Here is a 24,730-nt window from a genome sequence, read left to right as displayed (position 1 = left end):
CTTATGAATCCATCTACAACTTCAACTGAAAACAACAATCTGAAACTAGGACCAATTACTTCATTACTCGTAAACGATAAAGGTGGGCAGCGATTATTGCTGGCCATCTTGGCACTGATTGTAATTTTTCCGTTTTGTAATTTGGTGTTTGAGCCTGGTTCCGCTTTGCATGTATCCACTTATACATTAACGCTTACTGGTAAATACCTATGCTACGCCTTGCTAGCGTTGGCCGTAGATTTAATCTGGGGCTATTGCGGTATTTTGAGTTTAGGTCATGGTGCATTTTTCGCACTGGGTGGCTACGCCATGGGGATGTACCTCATGCGACAAATTGGAGATCGCGGCGTTTATGGTAATCCTGAATTACCAGACTTTATGGTTTTCCTGAATTGGAATGAGTTACCTTGGTACTGGTTTGGCTTTGATCAATTCTGGTTTGCCATGATCATGGTCTTATTGGTGCCTGGCACCCTTGCTTTTGTTTTTGGTTGGCTAGCCTTTCGTTCTCGAGTGACCGGCGTATACCTTTCTATCATTACTCAAGCGTTGACCTACGCTTTGATGCTCGCGTTTTTCCGAAATGATATGGGCTTCGGTGGTAATAATGGCTTAACCGACTTTAAGGATATTTTAGGTTTTGATTTGCAAAGTGATGGAACCCGCAGCGCTTTGTTTATTGCATCTGGCCTGGCTTTAATTTTTGGTTATCTAATCAGTAAGTTTATTACTAAGAGTAAATTAGGTCGGGTATTGGTCAGCATTCGCGATGCAGAAATGCGTACCCGCTTTTTAGGTTACAAAGTCGAATACTATAAGCTCTTTGTGTTTGTAGTATCTGCGATGCTAGCGGGTATTGCTGGTGCGTTGTATGTACCGCAAGTTGGTATTATTAATCCCGGAGAATTTTCTCCAATTAATTCTATCGAGATCATCATATGGGTAGCTGTAGGCGGTCGCGGAACACTATTCGGTGCAGCTCTTGGCGCCATTGCGGTCAATTATGCAAAAACTTATTTTACTGGCGCTTTTGCTGAGCTTTGGTTGTTCTTACTAGGTGGTTTATTTGTGATGACGACTTTGTATTTACCAAAGGGTATTGTGGGTTGGTTTAAGCAGGTAAAAGAAGGCGACAACAAAATTTCTTACTTGATTAAGCGGTTGCGCACTTCAAAGGAAACCGTTTCAAATGAAGGAGGCGCATCATGAGTCTTATGACAAAGCATATTGAAAACGAATATGCGCTGTATATGGATGGCGTTAGTGTGAGTTTTGATGGCTTTAAGGCGATTAATAATCTTTCTCTTTACATTAAGCCAGGTGAAATGCGCGCTATTATCGGACCCAATGGCGCGGGTAAAACCACCATGATGGATATCATCACAGGTAAGACCCGACCGGATACAGGCAAGGTATTATTTAAGAACGATACGGATTTGACCAAATACGATGAGGCAGAAGTAGCGAATATTGGCGTCGGCCGTAAATTTCAAAAACCCAGTGTGATCGAGAGCCTTTCGGTATTTGAAAATATCGAACTGGCATTGAAAGGCAAGCGTTCTATTTGGCAATCCTTATTTCATGCATTGAGCGACCAAGACCATCAACGTATTCAAGAGATTCTCGAACTTATTGCATTGCAAGATCAGCAAGACGCATTGGCGGCCAATTTGAGTCACGGTCAAAAGCAGTGGCTAGAAATTGGAATGCTCATTAGCCAGGAACCAGAAGTGCTTTTAATTGATGAGCCAGCGGCGGGAATGACAGACGAAGAAACTATGAAAACCGCAGAGCTGTTTAAACGACTGGCCAAAAAACACAGCTTGGTTGTAGTTGAACACGATATGGATTTTATAAAAGCCCTCGATTGTAAAGTGACAGTATTGCATGAAGGTCGAGTACTAGCAGAAGGTTCGTTAGAGACGGTGCAAGCGAATCAAGAAGTAATCGAAGTCTATCTTGGCCGCTAATGAACGATTGGGAATTTTAAGGAGGCAAGCAAGAGTGCAATTGAGAACTCGGACTCTTGCTGCAAGACTATGTTAAAAGTAAGTGAACTTGATGTTTTTTACGGTGCCAGTCAAGCGCTCTATAACGTTTCTATGCAGGCTGACATTGGTAAAGTGACCTGTGTATTAGGTCGTAATGGTGTGGGCAAAACCACTTTGATGAAAGCTTTAGCAGGACACCAATTTGCAAAAAATGGCGACATTATTTGGCAGGGCGACAAAATCAACAAGGTTGCTGCTGATGGCCGAGCGAAACAGGGTATCGCCTACGTGCCGCAAGGCCGACACATCTTTTCTCAATTAACCGTTGAAGAGAATTTGAAAACGGCATTTAGCAGTTTACCTAAATCGCAACGATTTATTGATCCTGAAATTTATGATCTGTTTCCAGTATTGAAGCAAATGCTAGGACGCCGTGGCGGTGACTTAAGTGGTGGTCAGCAACAACAGCTTGCCATCGCTCGCGCTTTATTGCTTAGACCCAAGATGCTGATTCTAGATGAACCAACAGAAGGGATTCAGCCTTCCATCATCAAGGATATTCAAAAGGTTATTGAGCTACTGCGAGATCGCGGCAACATGGCCATTGTTTTAGTGGAGCAGTATTTGGATTTTGCTAAAGCCCTTGCCGATGAGTACATCATATTGGAGCGTGGTCGAGTGGTATCAGCCGGTGACGGAGAAGCTTTGAACACATCAGGAGATGTCGAACGTTTATTGGCTATCTAACCTTTAGGTAAGCTTATGTTTGGTGCGCGATTCTACTGCTGGACTTAAATCGGCGCACCATGCTCGATCATTTGCACCTTCGTGGTGCGTAAAATAGCCCAATAAAACCTGTCGAATAGGTCAAGTCCGCAAGCTTCATGGCCTCTGCGGAGTTGGTCCCAGCTTTGCACTACTGTTGCACATTAGAGTTAAAAGCCAGTGAGTGTCCCAAAAACGTGCACGCATTACTAAAACAACGCCCATCTGTAGAAAACGATAAAGGTTGGAAAGCCTATTTCTATGGCGAATATATCAAGCAAGCTAATGCAACCCGTTTGGGGGTAACTGAACATTATGGTCCATTGCGCGTGCAGCGACCTTTTCATCCAGAAGGATTAGATTGCTTGCATAACTACCTATTACATCCGCCTGGCGGTTTGGTAGGTGGCGATACGCTCACCATTCACTTAAATGCCCATGTTGGTGCCCATGGCTTGATGACAACGCCATCGGCTGGAAAGTTTTACAACAACATTTCGGGTATGAAGCAGCGGCAAGTTAACAAAGTGCATGTGGCCAACGATGCCATTGTGGAATATCTGCCGCAAGAGAACATTATTTTTAATGGTGCCGATGGCGAATTGGAAACCTATGTGGAGTTGGAAGGAAATGGTCTATTCATTGGTTGGGAAATCACTGCGCTTGGCAGGCAAGCCGGAGACTTGCCATTTATAGATGGCCAATTAATTCAGAGCATTCGAATTATGCGAGATGGTAACCCCTTGTTTTTAGATCGCTTAGGTTTTAAAGCTCAAGATTCTATACGTACAAGTCACAGTGGCTTTCAGGACCAAAATGTTTTTGCCTCTTTCATTGTCACGGATAATGTGGATTGGCAGTACGGTGAATGGGTTGATCAAACAAATAGTGAATTGAATTACACGCGAATCGCGATTACGCAAAAGAAAGATGCCTTCATCGTCCGTGCGCTGGGAAACGATGTAGAAGAGCTAAAAGAAACTTTAATTCAGGTTTGGGAACACGTTAGGCCATTAGTAATAAATAAACCTGCGTGTAGACCTAGGATCTGGAATACCTAAAAGATATAAGGAAAAACCATGGAACTCTCTCCTCGTGAAAAAGATAAGTTACTTCTATTTGTCGCTGCTGAATTGGCACAAAAGCGCAAGGATCGAGGCGTAAAGCTTAACTATCCCGAGTGTATAGCATTGATCAGTGCATTCATTATGGAAGGTGCAAGAGATGGTGAAACGGTTGCACATTTAATGAATGCCGGTCGCCAAGTAATTACTCGTGATCAAGTAATGGAAGGCGTACCGGAAATGATTCATGAAGTGCAAGTGGAAGCGACTTTTCCTGATGGCACAAAACTCGTCACTGTGCATAACCCGATTGCTTAACTGATAAAAGGAGTTTCATATGATTCCAGGTGAAATCGAATACGCCGAAGGCGAGATAGAAATTAATGCTGGATTGAAAACCGTATCAGTTACGGTAGCCAATACTGGAGATCGCCCTATTCAGGTGGGCAGTCACTATCATTTTTATGAAGTGAACCCTGCGCTTACATTTGAGCGTGAGGCGGCACGTGGATTTCGTTTGAATATTGCGGCAGGTACAGCAGTGCGTTTCGAACCGGGACAATCGCGCACCGTAGAGTTGGTTGAATATCAAGGCAAAAAAACCGTTTACGGTTTTCGTGGCGACATACAAGGAGCTTTGTAATGGCGAAATTAGATCGAAAAACCTATGTCGATATGTACGGTGCGACTGTTGGTGACAAAGTTCGATTAGGCGATACCGAGCTGTTTATTTCACCGGAAAAAGACTACACGGTCTATGGTGACGAGGTAAAATTTGGTGGCGGTAAAGTAATACGTGATGGCATGGGTCAAAGTCAACTGACTAATGAGGTTGTACCTGACACCGTTATTACGAACGCCCTTATTCTAGACTATTGGGGTATTGTAAAAGCTGATGTGGCAATCAAGGCGGGTCGCATTCACGCAATAGGTAAGGCGGGTAATCCAGATACTCAGCAAGGGGTAACTATTCCTATCGGTCCAGGTACCGAAATTATTGCCGGTGAAGGTCAAATTCTTACGCCGGGTGGCATTGATGCACATATTCATTTCATTTGCCCACAACAAATCGAAGAGGCGTTAATGAGCGGTGTTACTACTATGATTGGTGGTGGCACTGGACCTGCAACGGGAACCAATGCGACAACATGTACACCCGGCCCTTGGCATATTGGTAAGATGTTGCAAAGCATCGATGATCTTCCTATGAACATTGGCTTCTTGGGGAAAGGCAATGCCAGTTTACCTGATGCATTGCACGAACAATTAAACGCCGGTGTTATGGGTTTAAAACTTCATGAAGACTGGGGCACAACACCAGCTTCTATTGATTGCTGCCTAACTGTGGCAGAAGAGCACGATGTTCAAGTCGCGATTCATACCGATACGTTGAACGAATCGGGTTTTGTGGAAGATACCTTGGCTGCATTTAAAGGCCGTGTCATACACACTTATCACACAGAAGGTGCCGGTGGTGGTCACGCTCCCGATATCATTCGTGCAGCTGGTGAAGCGAATGTATTGCCTTCCTCTACAAATCCAACTCGTCCTTATACAGTCAATACAGTGGACGAACACTTAGACATGTTAATGGTATGTCATCACTTAGATCCGAATATTCCTGAAGATGTGGCGTTTGCTGATTCGCGTATTCGCCGGGAGACTATTGCCGCAGAAGACATCCTGCATGACCTTGGTTGTTTCAGCATGATCAGTTCCGACTCGCAAGCCATGGGTCGCGTGGGGGAAGTGATAACCCGCACCTGGCAAACCGCCCATAAAATGAAAGTTCAGCGTGGCTTATTGCCAGAAGATGAAAGTGCGCAAACGCCTGGTACGGACAACTTCCGATGTAAACGCTACATTGCAAAGTATGCCATCAACCCAGCCATTACCATGGGTATTTCCGATGAAGTAGGTTCCATTGAAGTGGGCAAATTAGCCGATTTAGTATTATGGAAGCCAGCGTTTTTTGGTACTAAGCCGTCGCTTATTTTAAAGGGTGGCATGATTGCAGGTGCGCCAATGGGGGATGCAAACGCTTCTATCCCTACTCCGCAGCCTGTTCATTATCGTCCAATGTTCGGCAGTTTTGGTAAAGCCACGCAGCACACCAGTATCAGTTTTGTTTCTAAGGCGTCACTAAGTAACCCAGCTTTACATGAATTAGGGTTAGGCAAGCAGCTGGTAGCAGTAAAAAATACGCGAAATATCAGTAAAGCGGATATGAAACTCAATGACTATCAGCCTAAGTTAGAAGTGGACCCACAAACTTATGTAGTAAAAGCAGATGGTGTTGAATTGTCATGTGAGCCTGCAGAAGTTTTGCCTATGGCCCAACGATATTACTTATTTTAAGAAGTAGCGAAATGAAAATATTTACACAATTAGTTGAGGGTGATTTACCTCAAGGAAAAAGTAGCGAAACGATTAGTTTAAGTTTTGATGATCGTAAACGTGGTCGTTTGAAAATCAAAACTGATTCAGGCATAGATGCGGGGATTCAAATTGAGCGGGGTCATGTGCTGCGACACGGCGCGGTATTAAGTAATGAACACCACGAGTATCTGACCGTACTTGCCAGTGACGAAAAGGTATCAACGGCAAAAGTGGAAGATAAAACCTTGTTTGCGCGCTGTTGTTATCATTTAGGTAATCGTCATGTGCCATTACAAATCGGTGAAGGGTTTTTGCGCTACCAAGAAGACTATGTTTTAGACGACATGTTACATGGTTTAGGTGTGCATGTGATTCACGAGCAAGCGCCGTTTGAACCAGAAAATGGCGCGTATTCGAAAGGCGGACATCATCACCATCATGAGCACTAAGCAGGAATCTTTGTTATCACTATTGCATTTATCCAGCCCTGCGTTACCTGTAGGTGCTTTTGCCTATTCACAAGGGTTGGAATATGCATTGGACATCGGCTGGTTAAAAAAAGCAGATGACGTGCAAGCTTGGATTGAACAAGGGCTCACTACAGGCTTTGGGCAATTAGATTTGCCTGTGTACATGCGTGTTTATGACGCGTGGAAACAAAGTGATTACAAATCTGTGCAGTATTGGAATGATACGTTATTGGCGTTTCGTGAAACCAAAGAGCTTTATCTTGAAGACACTCAAGTTGGCAGTGCGTATCAGCAATGGCATCTGGGAATAGATGCTGAACGTCAAACTCAGCTAGATGAAGTAACACAGCCGACGGTGGTAACCATGAATAGCTTAGCCGCCATTTATGATGACATCGCCATAGACGATGCGTTGTTAGGTTTTACTTGGGCGTGGTGTGAAAACCAAATTGCTTGTGCCAGCAAAGCCATGCCCATGGGTCAAACACAAGGCCAACAAATTTTAAAAGCCTTGATACCCCCCATGGTCCAGGTTTGCGAAAAGGCGCAGAGCATAAAAGACGATGAAATTGGTACAGGGTTATTTTCCTTAGCGATGGCATCGTCACTGCACGAACATCAGTATTCACGATTATTTCGTTCTTAGCGAAAAATCATATGTAATGAATTGGTTAAAGACATTTAACTAAAAGAAAGAAATATACATAAAGGAGCAAAGCGTTAGCGAGGCCGTTGTGACGCGGCAAAAAATGTTTTTGGTGAGGCGCGTAGCAGCGCTACGTAACGAATCAAAAATTATTTTTTAACAAAGACACAACAACGCAGCTAGCTTTGGATACAAATATTATGAAGCAAGTATTACGAGTCGGCATAGGCGGCCCCGTCGGTTCCGGCAAAACCGCCCTTCTTGAGCAGCTCTGCCAAACCATGCGTGACCACTACAATATTGCTGTAGTCACCAATGATATTTACACCAAGGAAGATGCCCAGTTTTTAATGCGCAAAAATGCCTTGGAAGAAGATCGTATTATGGGCGTGGAAACCGGTGGTTGTCCTCATACGGCTATTCGAGAAGATGCCTCCATGAATCTAGCGGCAGTAAAAGATTTACAAGATCGCCACGATGGTTTGGAAATGGTTTTAGTTGAAAGTGGCGGTGATAACTTGTCGGCTACTTTCAGCCCAGAACTGTCTGATTTTACTATTTATGTTATTGATGTGTGTGCGGGCGATAAGATTCCACGTAAAGGTGGTCCAGGCATTACCAAGTCTGACTTACTGATTATTAATAAAGTGGATATTGCCGATCACGTGGGTGCGTCTTTGGCGGTGATGGATCGTGATACACGTAAGATGCGTGGGGATCGCCCTTTTGTTTTGGCCAATGTGGAAACCCAAAAAGGTATTGCCGAAATTGTAAGAATCATAATTGAAGAAGGCATGTTACCCCAGCGTCCTGAAATTGAAGAAAAACTCAGTACTATGCCTAAAGCACATGACGTCAGCGCAGAAGCTGCTCGTCCATCTACCCGTTCGACTATTGATTAAAAAGGATTCCATGATGAAAAAGTTATTGTTAATCAGTTTATCTCTATTTGCAGTGAGTAACGCATTTGCTCATCCCGGACATGAATCCATTAGCGCAAGCCAAGGCTTGCTGGCGGGTGTATTGCATCCTTTAATGGGCTTGGATCATTTATTAGCTCTAATAGCAGTAGGTGTCGTCGCTGGCTTAGCAGGTAAACGCACCAGTTGGAGCCTACCTGTCTGTTACGCCGTGATAATGCTAATCGGCTTTGTGATTGCTGCCATGGGTGTCACTGTGTTCAGTATGCCAGTCGTAGAAACTCTGATTCTAAGTTCGGTTGTTTTGGGCGCTGCACTAATATTGGTAGGCCGTCGCGGCAATGCTTATGCTAAATCAGGTCTTTTATTAGGCTTTGCCCTATTTCATGGCATAGCTCATGGTATTGAGGTCCCTGCTCACGTTTCAGCGAATTTCTTCGCCAGTGGATTTGTTATGGCCTCCCTCGCCATTATGCTGTTGGCGTCTATTGTGGTTCGCTATGCCCCAACTTTGCGCCGCAATGGTGAAAGCCAACCTAACGCATAAGGTTTAAAACAAAGACAAGCCTTTTGAATCCGCTATAAACCCGAGCCTAGCTCGGGTTTTTAGTTATATAAACATCGTTTTTGGCGACAAATCTTTCTTACAAGCTCATCTCAGCCGAATAAACTTTTGCAAGTGTTCTATTTTGGTGCTCCAGCCTATAACGACTACTTATTGTGCACTTTAAATGTGCCCAGAAAGGGAGCGTGCAACAAAATAGAGCTGAGGTAATTAATGAATTTTCATTAGATTGGGTTCCAGGCTGCGTAAACACTGGGTTTTTAAAAGTTGGCATCGCTGTTGCTAATACAGAGTATCGAATCAATAACTGATTTAACGATCGCGCTAAAGCTGAGCCACTCAATAAAGAGTTTTGCGAAGTGGATAAGAGAAGTACCAACTTCCTGCGCAACTTTTAAAAAACTTAAAACACAACGAAGGAAACTTAATCAATGAAAACATTAACAAAAGCCATTGCTATTGCCAGCCTAGTTTCTGCAAGCGCTTTAACTGCACAAGTGGCTAACGCTGAAATGTCTTACTCTGCAGGAATCGCAACTGGTTACCTATGGCGTGGTACTGAGCTAGGTTCTGGTGTACCAGCGTTCTCTGCTTCTGCTGATTACTCTCATGCTTCTGGTGCATATGCTGGTATCTGGGCTTCTTCAGGCGATACTTCTTTGGGTAACGAATACGACCTATACGTTGGTTACGGAACTTCATTTGGTGATTTCTCTGTAGACGTTCAGGCCGTAACGTATGTTTATAGCAGTGGTACAGACAGCGATACTGGTGCTGATACCTATGGCTCTGCTGGTGAAATGTCTGATGCCATTATCTCTCTTGGCTTCATGGATGCGTCTTTTTCTTACTATCAAAGTCTTCAAAGTGACGACGCTACTTATATGACTCTTGGTTATTCAGTAGCAGGCGTTGATCTTACAGTTGGTATTAACGATGACGGTGCTGGTGCTGAGTACACTCACTTGGACGTGTCTTACGGTCTGACTGATGAGTTAGCTATTACTGTTTCTAAAGTTGTTGATACTGGTGATGATGCAGCAGCGCTTTCAGACTGGGGCGTTGATGCAGGTGAAGATGCAATCGTTACTATGTCTTACACATTACCAATCGAATAATTGGTAAAGCGATAAACCTATAAAGCTAAGCATTTTGCTTAGCTTTATTCTCCCACTCACAAGGAGTTTGATATGAAATTGGTTACGGCCGTTATCAAGCCTTTTAAATTAGACGACGTGCGTGAAGCACTATCTGAGATTGGCGTTCAAGGTATCACTGTCACAGAAGTGAAAGGCTTTGGTCGTCAAAAAGGTCATACAGAGTTGTACCGCGGTGCTGAATACGTGGTGGACTTTTTACCGAAAGTAAAACTAGAAATTGCCATTGATGATTCTCTAACTGAGAAAGTAATCGAAGCGGTTTCTAAAGCTGCAAACACTGGCAAGATCGGTGACGGTAAAATCTTCGTTACTTCTCTTGAACAAATCGTACGTATTCGTACAGGCGAAACAGGGGCTGATGCGGTTTAATTTTAACTATTTAGCTGATGCTAGTGCTTAAAATTAAGCTTCTCTGTTTTAAATAGATTAAACGTTTTATTAACGTATTGAAGATAAATGCGGGGGCATTATGGAAAACCAAATTTTCCAACTTCAGTACGCCATGGACACTTTTTACTTCTTAGTTTGTGGCGCACTTGTAATGTGGATGGCGGCTGGTTTCGCCATGCTAGAATCGGGTCTTGTTCGTTCAAAGAATACGACTGAAATCTTAACTAAAAACGTTGCGCTTTTCGCAATCTCTTGCACCATGTACCTGATCTGCGGTTACGAGTTCATGTACGACGGTGGTTTCTTCTTATCTGGTGTTGAAACGGTTTCTACTTTCGATCTTGAAGGTGCTCTAGCCGCTTCTGCTGAAGAAGGTTTTGATGGTGGTGCTGTTTACTCTGGTGCTTCTGACTTCTTCTTCCAGGTTGTATTCGTAGCAACTGCAATGTCTATCGTGTCTGGTGCGGTAGCTGAGCGTATGAAGCTTTGGGCTTTCCTAGCATTTGCTGTTGTTATGACTGGTTTCATCTACCCAATGGAAGGTAGCTGGACTTGGAATGGTGACTCTGTATTCGGTCTATTTGAACTGAGCTACAGTGACTATGCAGGTTCTGGTATCGTTCACATGGCGGGTGCTGCTGCAGCTCTTGCGGGTGTTCTTCTACTAGGTCCACGTAAGGGTAAATACGGTGCTAACGGTCAAGTTAACGCGATCCCTGGTGCTAACCTACCTCTAGCGACTTTAGGTACATTCATCCTATGGATGGGTTGGTTCGGCTTCAACGGCGGTTCTACTCTAAAACTAGGTGGTATGGAAGTAGCGAACGAAGTAGCAAACGTATTCCTAAATACTAACGCTGCTGCTGCTGGTGGTTTGATCGGTGCGTTGATTCTTGCGCGTATCCTATTCAAGAAAGCGGATCTTACAATGGCTCTTAACGGTGCCTTGGCAGGTCTGGTTGCGATCACTGCAGAGCCTGCTGATCCAACTCCTTTCCAAGCAACCATTATCGGTGCGATCGGTGGTCTAATCGTTGTTCTTTCTATCCTTGCGCTAGATAAGATCAAGATTGATGACCCAGTTGGTGCTATCTCTGTTCACGGTGTTGTAGGTCTATTCGGTGTTATGGTTGTTCCATTCACAGATGCAGACGCGACTTTCGGTGGTCAGCTAATGGGTGCTCTAACTATCTTTGTATGGGTATTCGTAACCTCTCTAATCGTTTGGGGCATCATCAAAGCAGTGATGGGTGTTCGTGTAAGCGAAGAAGAAGAGTACGAAGGTGTAGACCTTGCAGAGTGTGGTATGGAAGCATACCCAGAGTTCACTAAAAACAGCTAATCATAGTTTTTAGTTAACGCTCTTAAAGAAAAACCCGCTTCGAGAGAAGCGGGTTTTTTTATGCTTGTTAGTTTATCTACTAACAATGTGGCTTAAACTAATTCAATAGCGTGCTCGCTCGAGCGGCATCTCTTAGCATGGATGCTAAGAGCTGAGCGTACATGGATGTACTTGCAGCGTCCGCGAGAGAGAGGCTGCTATTGAATTGGTTGTGTGCAAGCGGATCTACAATCTCGCTACTAGTTCATTAACGGCCTGCGCCATTTCAAAACCGGCATCTTCTTGTAAAAAATGCCCGCCTTTTAACGTTTGATGAGGTTGACCTTGGCAACCAGGAACGCGCTCACGGATTTTTTTATCCAGTCCACGGGTAATAGGGTCGCCGTTACTGAATAGTGTTAAGAAGGGTTTGTCCCACTTCTCTAAAACCTTCCAGGCGGCTTTGTTTGCCATGGTGGCTGGGTTATCTGGAGTGGTAGGAACTAAGCGTGGAAAAGCACGGGCACCCGCCTTAAACTTTTTATTGGGGAAAGGCGCGTCATAGGCTTTGCGTTCATCTTTGCTCAGTTTTTTAAAGCAACCACTTTCAACAATGCGTGCGATGGGAAACCAAGGACTATAGCGCGCGAAGTTTTGCCAGATTTTAAAAGCTTTTGGTATTTTGCTTTCTTCACCTGTAGGCAGCATACCGTTGCCAATGGCGATGGCGGAAAAACGTGACGCGTTTTCAGCGGCAAGGCGTAATCCTAACAGCGACCCCCAATCCTGACACACAAGGGTGATGTCTTTAAGGTTGAGTTCGTCAATAAAGCTTTGCATCCATTGCATGTGTTGTTGATAGCTATAATCCTCCATCTTTGTAGGTTTGTCGCTTTTACCAAAGCCAATTAGGTCTGGTGCGATCACTCGATGGCCAGCGGCAGCGCAAATCGGAATCATAAAGCGATACAAATACGACCAGCTTGGTTCGCCGTGCATCATTAGGATGACTTTGCCATCTTTAGGGCCTTCATCCACATAATGCATTCGTAGATTGCCCAATTGTACGTAATTGGCTTGGAAGGGGTAATTAGGAAGGCGGTCAAACCTCGATTCTGGTGTTCGTAGAAAATCCATAAATGGCCTTATTTGTTATTATTATGTTGTAAGTCTTCCAATGTACGTGAGGCAGAACAGGCTGACTAGGGGCCTCGTTGGAACGGACTGTCGAAGGCTCATTATGAATTTGGAACCTTTCCTCGATGTATCTGCCTTAACATGGAGAATCCTGCGTTTTAGTGACACATCTTCGTTTTGATTTTCGCTTTGCGGAAAAGGAATGTGTTATAGTGCGCGCCGTTCGTTAATGATAAGAAAAGTCTCCATGTTCAAATATTTATTGGTTTTATCCACAGCGTTTTTTACGTTTGCCGCACAAGCCGAACTGACCAGCAATATTGGTACGGCTACCAAATACATGTTCCGCGGTGTAAAGCAGAGCGATCAAGATATCGTCGTTCATGGTGGTGTGGACTACACCAGTCCATGGGGCATTTATGCGGGTGCTTGGGCCTATACGGGCAGTATTGAGGATTTTGATACGTCAGAGGCCAATGCATACGCTGGTGTGTCTTTTAACCTGTGGAATGTTGCGGTTGGGTTAGGTGCCATCACTTATGAGCGCAGCGAAGATAAACCAGACAATACCGAATATAACCTAAATCTCGCTTGGGATGCTTATCGCTTAAGCACCTATCAAGATGAAGATGAAACCTATCAGTACCATGAGATTGCAGCCAATTACGATTTCTGGGGAAATAGTGGCTTAGTCTTCACCGTCGGTTTATTAGACCCTGAGCAAGAACAGCTAGACGAGACCTATAACTATGGCATTAGTTATGTGCATGCGCTGCCCGGGCGCGTGGATTTTGAAGTGAATGTGACGCGTCATGACGATAAAGGCAACTCACTGGTATTGGGTCTATCTCGCCAATTTGATTGGTAGCCCCCAGTTCTAAAATATTCTTTATAAGGCGCCAGGGGCGCCTTTTTTGTGCCAATAAAGTAGGCAAAAGCCTTTTACTCTCCCTTGTGCCAACCTTTTCCAAAGCTGAAATGTAAACACCAAAATGCTGACTAGTTTTGTCTAATATTCTTTTTGATTTTTTCAAAATCAGTTCTTTAGTGATATTTCGTATAAATAATTATCTGACAGAGCAAAACTCCTGAACTATATATTTATTCGACTTAACTAAACAAAAGGATTCCGGGAGAGGAGAAAGCTATGCCCAAGTCCGAGAAAATCGAAATTCAAGCTCATGAAAACGATGAATACACTCCAGATTTGGAGTATATGGGGAGCCCTGAAGAAGGCGTGCATCGCTCTATAGCCTCTCGTCAAAAGCTACGCGACAAAATGAGTGGTGATGTAGAAGCGTTTTTGGCCCAAGGCGGCAGCATAAATGAAGTGGAGCCGAACGTGATGGCAGATCCGCCGCGTAAGCCACAATCTAACTATGGTTCGCGTCCAATTTAATTGGCAATTTATTCAGTATTTAATATCTACATCCACAACCCAGCTTCGGCTGGGTTTTTTGTTTCTGTTCACATCTGGATTATGAGGTGTGGTCAAGTTCGGACATCTTTTCTGCAGAGACAGGTTTGGCCCTTGTGACTCGACAATCGGAAAGATAGGCTGCTGCGTCTCATTACAATAATCATAATAAGAGTGAGGCAAGGATGAAGCCTAGCATAACCCTATTGTTCGTTTGTGCGACGCTAATACAAGCGATGCAGAGTCACAGCGACCCAATTCTCATCGAAGGTAATCTGAGTAACTGGCAAAATATTAAGTTTGTTGGTGAAACCCAATATCGTCAGATTATGGATATCGAGCAAGGCGTGGTTATTCGCGCTGAAAGCTTGGCATCTGCCTCTGCCCTAGAATACAGTGACAGTATTAACCTCAATAAAACCCCAGTATTGCGCTGGCAATGGACCGTCGACAAGGTGCCGTATCGCACACGTGTGGATGAAAGCGGACTTGCTACCCATGAGCGTAATCAGAACGAAACCAAGCCTGATGGTGACGATTTTGCGTTGCGAGTAATAGTAGGTATCGATCCCGTTTTTGGCGACCCTAAGCAATTGCATTATGTTTGGTCTAGTCGTGAGCCTATTGGCAGCCATTGGCAGTTAGATAAAAACAATCAGGTACTCGTGGTGAGCGGTGAAGATCAGCAACCTATGGAATGGCAAACCTTGCAGCGTCATGTGCAAAAGGATTGGCAGCAAGTATTTGATGAGAGCATCGAAGAGTTAGACTTCATTCGTTTGCAAACCGATAGCGATCACATTCAAGGCCATGCCATTGGTTATTATGGCGATATGGAAACCCTAGCGATTAAGTAAGATTGCAAAATAGGAATTCGCAAGTCGTAAAGTGAAATCAATGTAGCAACTCACTTGAGCGGCATCACTTGGCAGGACGCCAAGTGTTGAGCTTAAACGTATCAATTAAAAGCGAAGTGATTATGCCTGATAAACAATTTTGCCTTGCTTAATCGTACATACCACATCGCCAGAAAGTGGTTTGTTTAACCAAGGGTTATTACGTCCTTGGCTATAAAGCGTTTCGTTTTTATTGGTGGCTTCTAAATCGATAATTGCCAAACTGGCTTCGTGTTCTAAAGCTAACGTACCGCACGCTAATCCTAATTGCTGGGCTGGAATATGCGTCACACTGGCAATGGCACTTTCCAAAGAAAGCTTGCCCTGTTTCACTAAATCTAATAGCACGCTAGTGAAACTATCCAGTGAACTAATGCCCGCTTCGCTTGCTGCAAACGGTGCCATTTTCGCAGCAATTTCATGAGGGCGATGGTTGCTGCATATAGCCAAAACGCCGCGCTCTACACCATCAAGTAGTGCATCACGGTCTTTGTCGCTTCGATATACAGGCTTTACATGCATCAAGCTATCGTAGCCATAACTGTCTTGGTCTGTGAAGACTAGATTACCCAAGGCCACATCAGCGGTAACGCTTATACCATCAGCTTGTGCTGATTCAATCATGCTCAAGGCATTGGCACTCGTGATGCGACTGAAGTGAAGTTGGATACCGGTTTCTTTGGCCAAGATAAGATGAGTTGCGAGTGCGCAGGTTTCGGCGCTTTCTGCTACACCGGCTAAACCCAACTGGCTGCTCGTGGCGCCCTCATGCATATTGCCGCTTTGCGCTAATGCTTGATCTAGTGGCGTGACAATCACAGGAATGTTCATGCCCGCCGCATAGTGGTAACACTGTTTAATCACGTGGCTATCTTTAAACGCGTAATCTAATTGCGCCAATGCGATACAGCCTGCTTCTTTCAAGCTGTTCATATTACTCAACTGTTCGCCTTCTAAACCAGCAGTTAAAGCACCCAAAGGTTTTACTTGGGTGAAACCAGCTTCTTTGGCTTTTTCAACAATCATTTTGCTCACAGCGGCGCTATCTACGACTGGTTTAGTATCTGGCGCGCTGCATAACATCGTAATACCAGAACGAGCAGCCGCTTGTGTTTCTGAGCGAATATTTCCCTTTTGTGCGAATCCGGGTTCCGCTAAAAAAGCAAGACGATCAACTAAGCCCGGAATCACTAACTTACCTTGAGCGTCAATGGTTTCTTCTGCTTTAAAACCTGCAGGGGCTGTTTCAATGGCCACGATGCGATCGTTTTCGATGAAGAGATCGGCGACTTTGTCGAGTTTTTGTTTTGGATCTAGTAAACGTCCGTTTTTAATATGCAAAGTATGCTGATGAGTGACTTTCATGTTTAGCCCTCCTCCTGCGCAAGTTCTTGTGTTTGACCACTCATGGCCATTGCCATGACGGCCATGCGCATGGGGATGCCATTACTCACTTGTTTTAAAATTACGCTTTGCGGGCCGTCTGCCACTGCACTTTCAATCTCTACACCGCGGTTGATCGGCCCCGGATGCATGACGATGGCTTCAGGGTGGGCGTATGCCAGTTTGTCAGTCGTAAGACCAAACAGTTTGTAGTATTCCGATTCACTCGGCAGGAGGGCGTTTTGCATGCGTTCTTTTTGCAGACGCAGCATGATAATGACATCCACCCCTTTCAAACCCTGTTTTAAATTATTGAAGGCGCGTACACCTAAGCTTTCGATGTCATGGGGAAGCAAGGTATTCGGTCCGACCACACGCACTTCTCTCGCGCCCAGTGTTTTTAGTGCGTGAATTTGTGAACGTGCCACTCGGCTATGCAAAATATCACCAACGATAGCCACACTTAAGTCCTTAAAGCTGCCTTTTTCACGGCGAATGGTCAGCATATCGAGCATGGCTTGTGTCGGATGCGCATGGCGGCCATCACCGGCGTTAATAACAGCGACATTCGGAGTAATGTGCTGAGCAATAAAGTGGGCTGCTCCCGAGTCAGCATGACGAACAACAAACATATCACTGTACATGGACTCTAAATTCCACAATGTATCCATTAAGGTTTCACCTTTGCTGGTTGCACTGCGGGCGATATCCAAATTAAGAATGTTAGCGCTAAGACGTTTAGCGGCGAGTTCGAAAGTAGAGCGTGTACGTGTAGAGTTTTCAAAAAATAAATTAACGACGGTTTTGCCGCGCAATAGTGGAACCGTTTTAACACTACGCGCTTGAGTGCCGATAAAACTATCGGCGGTGTCTAGAATCTCGGTGAGAATCTCCTGGCTTAACCCTTCAGTGGTCAAAAAATGCTTTAAACGGCCTTCCTGATTTAGCTGTATTTCACTGGGGTTCATGAGCGTTTCTCTTCAATATTCATGAGGTGTAGTTGCAAGGGATCTGGGCCGCTTAGTTTTACTCGCTGTTTGGCTTGGAGTTCAATTTGAGAGCCAATAATATCCGGTTGAATCGGTAAGTCCCGTTGGCCAACATCGATCAAGCATGCCAGTAGAATTTTTTGCGGACGGCCATAATCAAATAACTCATTCATGGCGGCGCGAATGGTTCGTCCTGACATTACAACGTCGTCAACAAGAATAATGGTTTTGCCCTCTACTTCCGGAAGTTCACTGCTTTTAACTTCTGGGTGTAAGCCTTTTTGTGTGAAATCATCGCGATAAAAACTAATATCTAAAAGACCTAGCTCGGTATTGAGCTTCAATTCTTGATGAAGAGTTTGTGCTACCCAAGCACCACCTGTGTGAATACCAACTATGATAACGTCGTTGCTATTTGTATCCACTTGATTGCGAATGGCGTTTGCCATATCACTGATTAACGCGGTGGGTTGCAGGTTTGATTGGGTTGTGGCCATTTTGGCTCCGTCTAATCTGCGTACTATTTATTGATTTTGTGATTGTTCGCTTAAAGGAAATTCACTTAACCATGTTTCTAAAATAAATTGCGCTGCAAGTTCATCTACAGGGTCTGATTTATAGTGCCCTTTGTGTCCTTGTTGTCTGGCAATGTGTTTGGCTTCAAATGTGGTTAGGCGTTCGTCTATTGTATAGCTGGGTAAGCCATAGCGTCCATGTAAACGCTTACTAAATTTATTGGCGCGACGGGACATGTCGCTTTCGCTGCCGTCCATGTTGAACGGAAGGCCAACGACAAAACCGTCGGGTTGCCATTCTTCTACTAATGCGTCCAATTGTTCCCAGTTAGGTTTCCCATCTTTGGCATTAATGCAGCTAATACCTTGTGCTTGTTGCGTAAGTCTTTGTCCCATGGCGACACCCATGCGCTTGGTGCCAAAATCAAAACCCATCACGCGCTTGATTTTTTCTGTCGGCTTATCGTCAGGCATGGCCAGCTTCACCAGAGATAAGGCTCATGTCTACGCCAATTCTGCTGGCGGCTTTTTCTAGCATTTGATCCATGGGGGTATGGAATAATAATTCTTCGTCAGCAGGAACGGTCAGCCATGCATTCTGTATTAATTCTTGCTCTAGCTGACCGGCTTCCCAGCCGGCGTAGCCAAGGCAAATTCGCACATCATCAGGGCCAGAACCGAGCGCTAACTGACTTAGAATATCTTTCGACGTGGTGAGTCGGATGTCACCATTGATGACCATATTTTGTAATTCTGATTCGCTACCGCGATACAGCACAAAGCCTTGTTCTGGGCTGACGGGTCCGCCTTGTAGGATAGGAAAGTGAATGGGCTTGTCGGTTTCGATGTCTAGTTCAGATAATACGTCTGTTAATTCAATACCCATTGGTTTGTTGAGTACCAAGCCCATGCTGCCTTGTTCATTGTGGTCACATATATAGCAAACACTGTGACCAAAATACGGATCACTGAGACTGGGCATTGCGAGCAAGAGGTGATGCTTTAAATTACTGGTAGAGTCCATTAAGGATCCTCAGATTTTTGACTGGCACGCTAGCTGTTAGTTGAAAACAGAGTTTGTTTAAATTGCCACGTGCGAATAATTTCAAGTACGTCGGTGTTCTTGCGCATTTCATCGCTGAAAGGCGCGAACGGTGCTGCTAGGCGCACAATCTGTTTGGCCGCATTGTCTAAGACGCTATGTCCTGATGATTCGAGAATCTGCATCTCGTGGATAGTACCATCTGCGCGAACCGATACTAATAAGCGTAGGCTGCCGGAGATGTTTTGTCTTTTTGCTTCCACTGGATAATTGAGATTGCCTACAGATTCGATTTTACGTAACCACTGGTTCATATACAAAGCGTCGCTACTCTGACGGGTAGAGGTTGCAGTCAGTCTACGAGTGCGCGGCTTTTTGCTTAACGTTTGGCGTTGGCGATCCAGTTTCGCTTCGAGGCTGGCAATCTCTAAGCTGCGCTCGAGCAGGCTTTTTGTGGGCCCTTGTGGTAAGTCAAAGGCTTCAATTTCTTGTTGTAATCGACGGCTATCAACAAAAAAGTCTGAGTCGATGGAGGTAATGTTGGCGCGATCATGAGGCACGGGTTTTTGTGCGCTGGCCTTTTGCTGTACAGGTTGCGTGCGTTGAATTTCCTCTGCAGCATAATCAGCCAGCTCTGTTGTGGTCATTTCTGCGCGTTCGTTTAACGATCCGCTGCCAACTTGATTGCTTTGGGCGAGAAAATCGGCTTCATCAGGAGCGTCCTGCTGATGGGTTTGCGCCAGTGTGACGTCAAGAGTGGTTGCGCTATTTTGTTTTTCCGGAATAGCAAAGCCAATGCCAAAGATGATGAGCAGGTGCACAATGCCAGCTAGGAAGATAGCAAAGCTGAAGCGATCATAATCGTTGACGGCTGCGGTTTGACTCATGTTGACTCACTCAAAATTTGAGCCATATTTTGCCAAAAGAGCCATAGCAAAGCTACGACTCTTAGCACATATCAACGGATTTATGCTGCGTTATTGGCTATTCACTGCGTTAGGCGCTTCTCGATCGCGTCCATCAACATCATAGAAACATCAAGCCCTGAATCTCTTGATATTTCGCGAACACAGGTGGGGCTGGTGACATTCACTTCCGTTAAATAGTCGCCGATGACGTCCAGGCCAACAAAGACCAGGCCTTTTTCCTTCAAATAAGGCCCCACTTTTTCCGCAATCCAACGATCTCGATCACTCAAGGGTTGTGTTACTCCTTGGCCGCCTGCAGCTAAGTTTCCGCGAGTTTCACCGCTTGATGGAATACGTGCTAAACAATGCTCAACAGGTACTCCATCAATCATAAGAATGCGCTTATCCCCTTTGCTGATTTCGGGCAAATATTTTTGCGCCATAATCATTTCATGGCCAAATTTGGTTAAGGTCTCAATGATGACACTGATGTTTGGATCGTCTTCTTTTAGGCGAAAAATTGAAGAGCCACCCATGCCATCTAGTGGTTTGAAAATGACGTCTTTGTGTTTCTTATGGAAGGCTTTAAGTTGCTCAGCATTGCGTGTTACTAAGCCTTCTGGACAACATTCTGGAAAAGCAGTGGCGTAGACCTTTTCGTTGCAGTCGCGCAGGCTTTGCGGTTTGTTGATGATGAGGCTGCCTTGTTGCTCGGCACGTTCCAGAATGTATGTACTGTAAATGTACTCGTTGTCGAATGGGGGGTCTTTGCGCATCATAACGATATTCATATCGCTTAATGGCCGGTACTCATATTCACCGCGTTCGAACCAATGCTCAGGATCCATAAACACTTTAATTGGTGCCATTCTAGCCATGGCTTGACCTTGCTCAAGAGCAAGGTCACTTTGCTCCATATAATATACCTGCCAGCCTTTACGCTGTGCGGCATCCATTAAAGCAAGTGTGGTGTCTTTTTTGTAACTAATGGACTCAATTGGGTCCATGATGATACCGATTTTAATGCTCATATACTTGCGCCAATCCAATCTTAGTTTTCAGGTATTGTACTTACAGAATGAATAAAAACGAGCATCAGACTGTTTTAAGCACTTCGCAAATGGCCGACAACCCTATAGAATGCGCATCCCGAGTATGGTACAAAGTAGCGTTGTGACTCAATGGCTTGTCACGAACAATAATAAACGAGAATGACCTGCAATAGGCTGATTTATGGCGGATAATTTTGAAAGCATTAAGGTGATGGTAATCGATGATAGTAAAACCATACGCCGCACCGCTGAGACCTTATTAAAGAAAGTCGGATGTAGTGTAATTACCGCCACAGACGGCTTTGATGCTTTGGCAAAGATTGCCGATAACCAACCTAATATCATTTTTGTCGATATCATGATGCCTCGACTCGATGGCTATCAAACCTGTGCTTTGATCAAAAATAATTCTAATTTTAAAGACACGCCAGTGGTTATGTTGTCCAGTAAGGACGGCCTATTTGATAAGGCCAAGGGCCGAATTGTAGGTTCAGATCAGTATCTGACTAAGCCATTCAGTAAAGAAGAGTTATTAGGAGCTATCCGCGACCACGTAAAGTAAGCGGAAGCTAACAGCAAATTATTGCTATTGATTAATTACAGATTAAGTTGAGGTTTATATATGGCGCGCGTGCTGATTGTAGATGATTCGCCTACCGAAATGTTTACTCTAAAATCCATGCTAGAAGCAAAGGGTTTTGAGGTTTTGGAAGCGGATAATGGCGCTGATGGTGTTGCTTTGGCGCGCGAAGAGCTGCCAGATGTGGTGCTAATGGACATTGTTATGCCTGGTTTGAATGGTTTCCAAGCAACGCGTCAATTAACAAAGGATGCGAAAACTGAGCATATCCCAGTGATCATTGTAACGACCAAAGACCAGGAAACAGATAAGGTTTGGGGTCAGCGTCAAGGTGCTAAAGGTTATTTAGTTAAGCCGGTTACAGAAGACCAGCTTGCAGAAACCATTCAAAGCGTCATTGACGGCGAGTAATCGAGGTTTTCATGACGCCATTTGCGCTACTCCAAGATATCGCCCAGCGCTGTCGCTCTCATGCGGCAGACTTACCCTCTCGTACTGAGGCGGTTGAGTATTGGCGTGGCGTTGGTTTTGTCCTGTCGGGGCGTCGATTTGTTGCGCCCATGAATGACATTACGGAAATATTGACAGCTCCTAAGCTAACCCAAGTTCCTGGTGTGAAACATTGGGTTGAAGGTGTGGCTAACGTTCGTGGTCGACTAGTGCCAGTTATGGATCTGGCGACATTTTTAAGTGAGCCTCATGGCACTCAGAGAAACAAGCGAACCTTGATTATAGAAAAAGGCGAATTGCTGAATGGATTGGTGGTAGATGCTGTGCTAGGTATGCAGCATTTCCCAGTTGATTCTATGGAGTCGCCTGATAGAGCAGAATTAACTGAAAAAATAACACCCTTCATAGAAGGTGTTTTTGAGAGAAATGGCGAACAGTGGCCAGTGTTCAGCTTTGAGGCGTTATCAAAGGATGAACACTACATGGATATTGCGGTATAGTCTGGCCTAGCGCGTTAACAAGTCTTTACTATTTGAGTATTGTTTGAGGACGTTCTCGAATAGCTAAAAATAGAAGTCAGTCCCTGTCTACTGGTGGGAGTGACCAATAATAACGAAAACGAGTCGTAGTAAACGGTTGCGGAGATTGAATACATGAAAGCGAGTGCAGGCAGTGCAATCCTGTCCACATTACTGAATAACACTGCACGATTGGGCTTTATTGCTGCCTTCGTAGTCTTCATCTTGGCGTTCTTGGGTATCACCATTTTCGTACAGTATAAGACCGATCAGGATGCCCAATATATTTCCCATTCGGGCGAGTTGCGCGTACTGTCACAGCAGATCGCGAAGAACGCCGTTGAGGCCGCCGCTGGTAAGGAAGAAGCTTTCCGATTATTGCGAAGCGCGCGTAACGGCTTTGAAACGCGTTGGGGTTATCTGAAAAACGGTGACGAGCAAACCGGTCTGCCGCCAACTGATGTAGAAGGTGTTAATGAGCTGAATGCCTTGTGGCTAGATGTAAGTGACTCCGCCGATCGAATTCTAGAAACGCAGGACACCGTACTTTCTCTGCACGAAGTTGCCGCGACGCTATCTGAAACTATCCCTCAGTTACAAGTGGAATACGATGAGGTTGTTGAGATTCTTTTGGACAATGAAGCGCCTGCCGAGCAGGTTGCGGTTGCCCAGCGTCAGTCATGGTTAGCAGAGCGTATCGTTCGTTCGGTAGGTAAAGTATTGTCTGGTGGTGATGACGCTGTAATGGCGGCGGATAGCTTTGGTCGAGATGCCAACTTATTCGGACGCGTTTTGAACGGCATGATCGAAGGTAATGTGGCGATGAATATCAAGCCGGTTACCGACCCCGCGGCAATTGATTCTCTTGCCGAAATTTCTGAGCTGTTTGAATTCGTCGCCGGTTCCGTTGATGAGATTTTGGAAACGTCTCCAGAGCTTTTCCAAGTTCGTGAATCAGCAAATACGATCTTTACCGAATCACAAAACATGTTGAGTCAAACTTCAACACTAACAGAGCGCCACGAAGAACGTTCTGACACTTGGACTGTGCTGCAAACCATTGGTTATTTATTGGCTGTTATTGCACTAATTATGTTGGGTGGTGTGGGTTATGTGTCCTACCAAGATACTCAGAAAAACTTAAAGCAGGAAGAAACCAAGAACGAAGCCAACCAAATGGCGATCTTGCGTCTTCTTGATGAACTAGCTGACCTCGCAGATGGTGACTTAACAACGCAGGCTACGGTAACCGAAGATTTTACAGGTGCCATTGCTGACTCCATCAACTTCGCAATCGACCAGATGCGTGCGCTTGTAACTGCGATTAACGAAACAGCGGTACAGGTAGCATCGGCAGCACAAGAAACTCAGTCTACGGCGATGCACCTTGCAGACGCCGCAGAGCACCAAGCGCAAGAGATTGCCGGAGCTTCCGCAGCTATTAATGAGATGGCGGTGTCCATCGACCAAGTATCTTCCAACGCATCTGAATCAACCTCGGTTGCGGAAAGATCGGTAACCATCGCAAACAAAGGTGCTGAAGTAGTACAGGCAACCATCAACGGCATGGACAACATTCGTGAGCAGATTCAAGAAACCTCTAAGCGTATTAAACGTCTGGGTGAATCTTCTCAAGAGATCGGTGACATCATCTCTCTAATTACCGATATCGCAGACCAAACAAACATTCTTTCTCTTAACGCTGCGATTCAGGCATCCATGGCCGGTGATGCAGGTCGAGGCTTCGCCGTGGTAGCGGATGAGGTACAGCGCCTCGCAGAACGTTCAGCAGCAGCAACTAAGCAGATTGAAGCTCTAGTTAAAACCATCCAGAACGATACGAACGAAGCAGTTATCTCCATGGAACACACAACTGCAGAGGTGGTACGCGGTGCTCGCCTAGCACAGGATGCGGGTGTTGCGCTTGAAGAAATCGAAACCGTATCGAAAAATCTCGCTGATTTGATCCAGAACATCTCAAACGCAGCACGCCAGCAGTCGTCCTCGGCGGGTCACATTTCCAATACGATGAACGTAATTCAGGAAATCACGTCGCAAACATCATCAGGTACCACAGCAACGGCTAAATCCATCGGTAACCTTGCAGAGATGGCGACGAAGTTGCGTGAATCGGTAGCTGGTTTCAAGCTACCTGAATCAAACTCGTAACTA

Annotated in this window: 29 protein-coding genes; 21 read left to right on the top strand and 8 right to left on the bottom strand. The window is 45.0% G+C overall.

Annotated elements, in window-relative coordinates; all coding sequences use genetic code 11:
* Positions 1 to 3: 3 nt before the first annotated feature.
* The 14 genes from urtC (at position 4) to HF888_RS16095 (ending at position 11,692) form a co-directional block, all read left to right on the top strand.
* Positions 4 to 1,209 carry an urea ABC transporter permease subunit UrtC gene (gene urtC, locus HF888_RS16160; protein ID WP_007016662.1) on the top strand — a complete coding sequence of 402 codons (1,206 nt, stop codon included), beginning with the start codon at positions 4 to 6 and terminating at the stop codon, positions 1,207 to 1,209.
* Entirely contained in the window at positions 1,206 to 1,970 is a 765-nt protein-coding gene (gene urtD, locus HF888_RS16155; RefSeq protein ID WP_007016663.1) for an urea ABC transporter ATP-binding protein UrtD, read from the top strand. The genes urtC and urtD overlap by 4 nt, the downstream gene beginning before the upstream one ends.
* A gap of 69 nt (positions 1,971 to 2,039) precedes the next feature.
* Positions 2,040 to 2,738 carry an urea ABC transporter ATP-binding subunit UrtE gene (gene urtE, locus HF888_RS16150; RefSeq protein WP_007016664.1) on the top strand — a complete coding sequence of 233 codons (699 nt, stop codon included), beginning with the start codon at positions 2,040 to 2,042 and terminating at the stop codon, positions 2,736 to 2,738.
* A gap of 215 nt (positions 2,739 to 2,953) precedes the next feature.
* Complete coding sequence (locus HF888_RS16145; protein ID WP_040297463.1) at positions 2,954 to 3,817, top strand: urease accessory protein UreD; 864 nt, start codon at positions 2,954 to 2,956, stop codon at positions 3,815 to 3,817.
* Between the two features lie 18 nt (positions 3,818 to 3,835).
* Positions 3,836 to 4,138 carry an urease subunit gamma gene (gene ureA, locus HF888_RS16140; protein WP_007016666.1) on the top strand — a complete coding sequence of 101 codons (303 nt, stop codon included), beginning with the start codon at positions 3,836 to 3,838 and terminating at the stop codon, positions 4,136 to 4,138.
* Positions 4,139 to 4,157: 19 nt separating this feature from the next.
* Positions 4,158 to 4,463 carry an urease subunit beta gene (locus HF888_RS16135; RefSeq protein ID WP_007016667.1) on the top strand — a complete coding sequence of 102 codons (306 nt, stop codon included), beginning with the start codon at positions 4,158 to 4,160 and terminating at the stop codon, positions 4,461 to 4,463.
* On the top strand, positions 4,463 to 6,178 hold the full coding sequence (gene ureC, locus HF888_RS16130) for an urease subunit alpha (protein ID WP_007016668.1): 1,716 nt from the start codon (positions 4,463 to 4,465) through the stop codon (positions 6,176 to 6,178). The genes HF888_RS16135 and ureC overlap by 1 nt, the downstream gene beginning before the upstream one ends.
* Before the next feature lie 11 nt (positions 6,179 to 6,189).
* Positions 6,190 to 6,648: an urease accessory protein UreE gene (gene ureE, locus HF888_RS16125; RefSeq protein WP_007016669.1), complete on the top strand. Its 459-nt coding sequence runs from the start codon at positions 6,190 to 6,192 to the stop codon at positions 6,646 to 6,648.
* Positions 6,602 to 7,315, top strand: coding sequence for an urease accessory protein UreF (locus tag HF888_RS16120; RefSeq protein ID WP_210436499.1), 714 nt, complete (start codon positions 6,602 to 6,604; stop codon positions 7,313 to 7,315). The genes ureE and HF888_RS16120 overlap by 47 nt, the downstream gene beginning before the upstream one ends.
* A 200-nt stretch (positions 7,316 to 7,515) precedes the next feature.
* Complete coding sequence (gene ureG / locus HF888_RS16115; protein ID WP_007016671.1) at positions 7,516 to 8,217, top strand: urease accessory protein UreG; 702 nt, start codon at positions 7,516 to 7,518, stop codon at positions 8,215 to 8,217.
* 10 nt (positions 8,218 to 8,227) lie between these two features.
* Positions 8,228 to 8,782, top strand: a complete 555-nt coding sequence (locus HF888_RS16110) for a HupE/UreJ family protein (protein WP_007016672.1) — start codon at positions 8,228 to 8,230, stop codon at positions 8,780 to 8,782.
* Positions 8,783 to 9,231: 449 nt separating this feature from the next.
* The gene (locus HF888_RS16105; RefSeq protein WP_007016673.1) at positions 9,232 to 9,918 is read left to right on the top strand and encodes a TorF family putative porin; all 687 of its coding nucleotides are present in this window, start codon (positions 9,232 to 9,234) and stop codon (positions 9,916 to 9,918) included.
* 72 nt (positions 9,919 to 9,990) lie between these two features.
* Positions 9,991 to 10,329 carry a P-II family nitrogen regulator gene (glnK, locus tag HF888_RS16100; RefSeq protein WP_007016674.1) on the top strand — a complete coding sequence of 113 codons (339 nt, stop codon included), beginning with the start codon at positions 9,991 to 9,993 and terminating at the stop codon, positions 10,327 to 10,329.
* Positions 10,330 to 10,429: 100 nt separating this feature from the next.
* Positions 10,430 to 11,692: an ammonium transporter gene (locus HF888_RS16095; protein ID WP_007016675.1), complete on the top strand. Its 1,263-nt coding sequence runs from the start codon at positions 10,430 to 10,432 to the stop codon at positions 11,690 to 11,692.
* A gap of 225 nt (positions 11,693 to 11,917) precedes the next feature.
* On the opposite strand, the gene HF888_RS16090 is transcribed toward HF888_RS16095, so the two are convergent.
* Complete coding sequence (locus HF888_RS16090) at positions 11,918 to 12,808, bottom strand: haloalkane dehalogenase (protein ID WP_040297458.1); 891 nt, start codon at positions 12,806 to 12,808, stop codon at positions 11,918 to 11,920.
* A gap of 247 nt (positions 12,809 to 13,055) precedes the next feature.
* On the opposite strand from HF888_RS16090, the gene HF888_RS16085 reads away from it, so the two are divergent.
* From HF888_RS16085 to HF888_RS16075, 3 genes are all read left to right on the top strand, one after another.
* A complete protein-coding gene (locus HF888_RS16085; protein WP_007016677.1) occupies positions 13,056 to 13,676 on the top strand; it encodes a TorF family putative porin in 621 nt (206 codons plus the stop codon).
* A gap of 279 nt (positions 13,677 to 13,955) precedes the next feature.
* The gene (locus tag HF888_RS16080; RefSeq protein WP_007016678.1) at positions 13,956 to 14,207 is read left to right on the top strand and encodes a hypothetical protein; all 252 of its coding nucleotides are present in this window, start codon (positions 13,956 to 13,958) and stop codon (positions 14,205 to 14,207) included.
* 203 nt (positions 14,208 to 14,410) lie between these two features.
* Complete coding sequence (locus HF888_RS16075; RefSeq protein WP_007016679.1) at positions 14,411 to 15,082, top strand: DUF3047 domain-containing protein; 672 nt, start codon at positions 14,411 to 14,413, stop codon at positions 15,080 to 15,082.
* 120 nt (positions 15,083 to 15,202) lie between these two features.
* Here the strand turns inward: HF888_RS16075 and HF888_RS16070 are convergent, their stop codons facing one another.
* From HF888_RS16070 to gshB, 7 genes are all read right to left on the bottom strand, one after another.
* Positions 15,203 to 16,486, bottom strand: coding sequence for an amidohydrolase family protein (locus tag HF888_RS16070; RefSeq protein WP_007016680.1), 1,284 nt, complete (start codon positions 16,484 to 16,486; stop codon positions 15,203 to 15,205).
* 2 nt (positions 16,487 to 16,488) lie between these two features.
* A complete protein-coding gene (locus HF888_RS16065; RefSeq protein ID WP_007016681.1) occupies positions 16,489 to 17,472 on the bottom strand; it encodes an aspartate carbamoyltransferase catalytic subunit in 984 nt (327 codons plus the stop codon).
* Positions 17,469 to 17,990 carry a bifunctional pyr operon transcriptional regulator/uracil phosphoribosyltransferase PyrR gene (gene pyrR / locus HF888_RS16060; RefSeq protein ID WP_007016682.1) on the bottom strand — a complete coding sequence of 174 codons (522 nt, stop codon included), beginning with the start codon at positions 17,988 to 17,990 and terminating at the stop codon, positions 17,469 to 17,471. The genes HF888_RS16065 and pyrR overlap by 4 nt, the downstream gene beginning before the upstream one ends.
* Positions 17,991 to 18,017: 27 nt before the next feature.
* Positions 18,018 to 18,482 (bottom strand): Holliday junction resolvase RuvX, encoded by a 465-nt coding sequence (gene ruvX / locus HF888_RS16055; protein ID WP_007016683.1) that lies wholly within the window; start codon positions 18,480 to 18,482, stop codon positions 18,018 to 18,020.
* Positions 18,475 to 19,032 (bottom strand): YqgE/AlgH family protein, encoded by a 558-nt coding sequence (locus tag HF888_RS16050; protein WP_007016684.1) that lies wholly within the window; start codon positions 19,030 to 19,032, stop codon positions 18,475 to 18,477. The genes ruvX and HF888_RS16050 overlap by 8 nt, the downstream gene beginning before the upstream one ends.
* 29 nt (positions 19,033 to 19,061) lie before the next feature.
* Positions 19,062 to 19,937, bottom strand: a complete 876-nt coding sequence (locus tag HF888_RS16045; RefSeq protein ID WP_007016685.1) for an energy transducer TonB — start codon at positions 19,935 to 19,937, stop codon at positions 19,062 to 19,064.
* Positions 19,938 to 20,038: 101 nt separating this feature from the next.
* Complete coding sequence (gene gshB, locus HF888_RS16040) at positions 20,039 to 20,989, bottom strand: glutathione synthase (protein WP_007016686.1); 951 nt, start codon at positions 20,987 to 20,989, stop codon at positions 20,039 to 20,041.
* 202 nt (positions 20,990 to 21,191) lie between these two features.
* Between gshB and pilG the strand changes: the two genes are divergently transcribed.
* The 4 genes from pilG (at position 21,192) to HF888_RS16020 (ending at position 24,727) form a co-directional block, all read left to right on the top strand.
* Positions 21,192 to 21,572, top strand: a complete 381-nt coding sequence (gene pilG / locus HF888_RS16035) for a twitching motility response regulator PilG (RefSeq protein WP_007016687.1) — start codon at positions 21,192 to 21,194, stop codon at positions 21,570 to 21,572.
* A 60-nt stretch (positions 21,573 to 21,632) separates the two neighbouring features.
* Positions 21,633 to 22,001, top strand: a complete 369-nt coding sequence (gene pilH / locus HF888_RS16030; RefSeq protein WP_007016688.1) for a twitching motility response regulator PilH — start codon at positions 21,633 to 21,635, stop codon at positions 21,999 to 22,001.
* A gap of 11 nt (positions 22,002 to 22,012) precedes the next feature.
* Positions 22,013 to 22,540, top strand: a complete 528-nt coding sequence (locus tag HF888_RS16025) for a chemotaxis protein CheW (protein ID WP_007016689.1) — start codon at positions 22,013 to 22,015, stop codon at positions 22,538 to 22,540.
* A 153-nt stretch (positions 22,541 to 22,693) separates the two neighbouring features.
* Positions 22,694 to 24,727, top strand: coding sequence for a methyl-accepting chemotaxis protein (locus HF888_RS16020; RefSeq protein ID WP_007016690.1), 2,034 nt, complete (start codon positions 22,694 to 22,696; stop codon positions 24,725 to 24,727).
* Positions 24,728 to 24,730: the final 3 nt, after the last annotated feature.

This window comes from Bermanella marisrubri (assembly GCF_012295615.1).
Classification (GTDB): Bacteria; Pseudomonadota; Gammaproteobacteria; order Pseudomonadales; family Oceanobacteraceae; genus Bermanella; species Bermanella marisrubri.
Note: the sequence above shows the minus strand (reverse complement) of the source record. Positions and strands in the feature narration are given on the sequence as shown.

Coding starts and splice junctions, on each gene's coding strand:
- urtC (WP_007016662.1), top strand. CDS start 4: ATGAATCCATCTACAACTTCAACTGAAAACAACAATCTGAAACTAGGA.
- urtD (WP_007016663.1), top strand. CDS start 1,206: ATGAGTCTTATGACAAAGCATATTGAAAACGAATATGCGCTGTATATG.
- urtE (WP_007016664.1), top strand. CDS start 2,040: ATGTTAAAAGTAAGTGAACTTGATGTTTTTTACGGTGCCAGTCAAGCG.
- ureA (WP_007016666.1), top strand. CDS start 3,836: ATGGAACTCTCTCCTCGTGAAAAAGATAAGTTACTTCTATTTGTCGCT.
- HF888_RS16135 (WP_007016667.1), top strand. CDS start 4,158: ATGATTCCAGGTGAAATCGAATACGCCGAAGGCGAGATAGAAATTAAT.
- ureC (WP_007016668.1), top strand. CDS start 4,463: ATGGCGAAATTAGATCGAAAAACCTATGTCGATATGTACGGTGCGACT.
- ureE (WP_007016669.1), top strand. CDS start 6,190: ATGAAAATATTTACACAATTAGTTGAGGGTGATTTACCTCAAGGAAAA.
- HF888_RS16120 (WP_210436499.1), top strand. CDS start 6,602: ATGGCGCGTATTCGAAAGGCGGACATCATCACCATCATGAGCACTAAG.
- ureG (WP_007016671.1), top strand. CDS start 7,516: ATGAAGCAAGTATTACGAGTCGGCATAGGCGGCCCCGTCGGTTCCGGC.
- HF888_RS16110 (WP_007016672.1), top strand. CDS start 8,228: ATGATGAAAAAGTTATTGTTAATCAGTTTATCTCTATTTGCAGTGAGT.
- HF888_RS16105 (WP_007016673.1), top strand. CDS start 9,232: ATGAAAACATTAACAAAAGCCATTGCTATTGCCAGCCTAGTTTCTGCA.
- glnK (WP_007016674.1), top strand. CDS start 9,991: ATGAAATTGGTTACGGCCGTTATCAAGCCTTTTAAATTAGACGACGTG.
- HF888_RS16095 (WP_007016675.1), top strand. CDS start 10,430: ATGGAAAACCAAATTTTCCAACTTCAGTACGCCATGGACACTTTTTAC.
- HF888_RS16090 (WP_040297458.1), bottom strand. CDS start 12,808: ATGGATTTTCTACGAACACCAGAATCGAGGTTTGACCGCCTTCCTAAT.
- HF888_RS16085 (WP_007016677.1), top strand. CDS start 13,056: ATGTTCAAATATTTATTGGTTTTATCCACAGCGTTTTTTACGTTTGCC.
- HF888_RS16080 (WP_007016678.1), top strand. CDS start 13,956: ATGCCCAAGTCCGAGAAAATCGAAATTCAAGCTCATGAAAACGATGAA.
- HF888_RS16075 (WP_007016679.1), top strand. CDS start 14,411: ATGAAGCCTAGCATAACCCTATTGTTCGTTTGTGCGACGCTAATACAA.
- HF888_RS16070 (WP_007016680.1), bottom strand. CDS start 16,486: ATGAAAGTCACTCATCAGCATACTTTGCATATTAAAAACGGACGTTTA.
- HF888_RS16065 (WP_007016681.1), bottom strand. CDS start 17,472: ATGAACCCCAGTGAAATACAGCTAAATCAGGAAGGCCGTTTAAAGCAT.
- pyrR (WP_007016682.1), bottom strand. CDS start 17,990: ATGGCCACAACCCAATCAAACCTGCAACCCACCGCGTTAATCAGTGAT.
- ruvX (WP_007016683.1), bottom strand. CDS start 18,482: ATGCCTGACGATAAGCCGACAGAAAAAATCAAGCGCGTGATGGGTTTT.
- HF888_RS16050 (WP_007016684.1), bottom strand. CDS start 19,032: ATGGACTCTACCAGTAATTTAAAGCATCACCTCTTGCTCGCAATGCCC.
- HF888_RS16045 (WP_007016685.1), bottom strand. CDS start 19,937: ATGAGTCAAACCGCAGCCGTCAACGATTATGATCGCTTCAGCTTTGCT.
- gshB (WP_007016686.1), bottom strand. CDS start 20,989: ATGAGCATTAAAATCGGTATCATCATGGACCCAATTGAGTCCATTAGT.
- pilG (WP_007016687.1), top strand. CDS start 21,192: ATGGCGGATAATTTTGAAAGCATTAAGGTGATGGTAATCGATGATAGT.
- pilH (WP_007016688.1), top strand. CDS start 21,633: ATGGCGCGCGTGCTGATTGTAGATGATTCGCCTACCGAAATGTTTACT.
- HF888_RS16025 (WP_007016689.1), top strand. CDS start 22,013: ATGACGCCATTTGCGCTACTCCAAGATATCGCCCAGCGCTGTCGCTCT.
- HF888_RS16020 (WP_007016690.1), top strand. CDS start 22,694: ATGAAAGCGAGTGCAGGCAGTGCAATCCTGTCCACATTACTGAATAAC.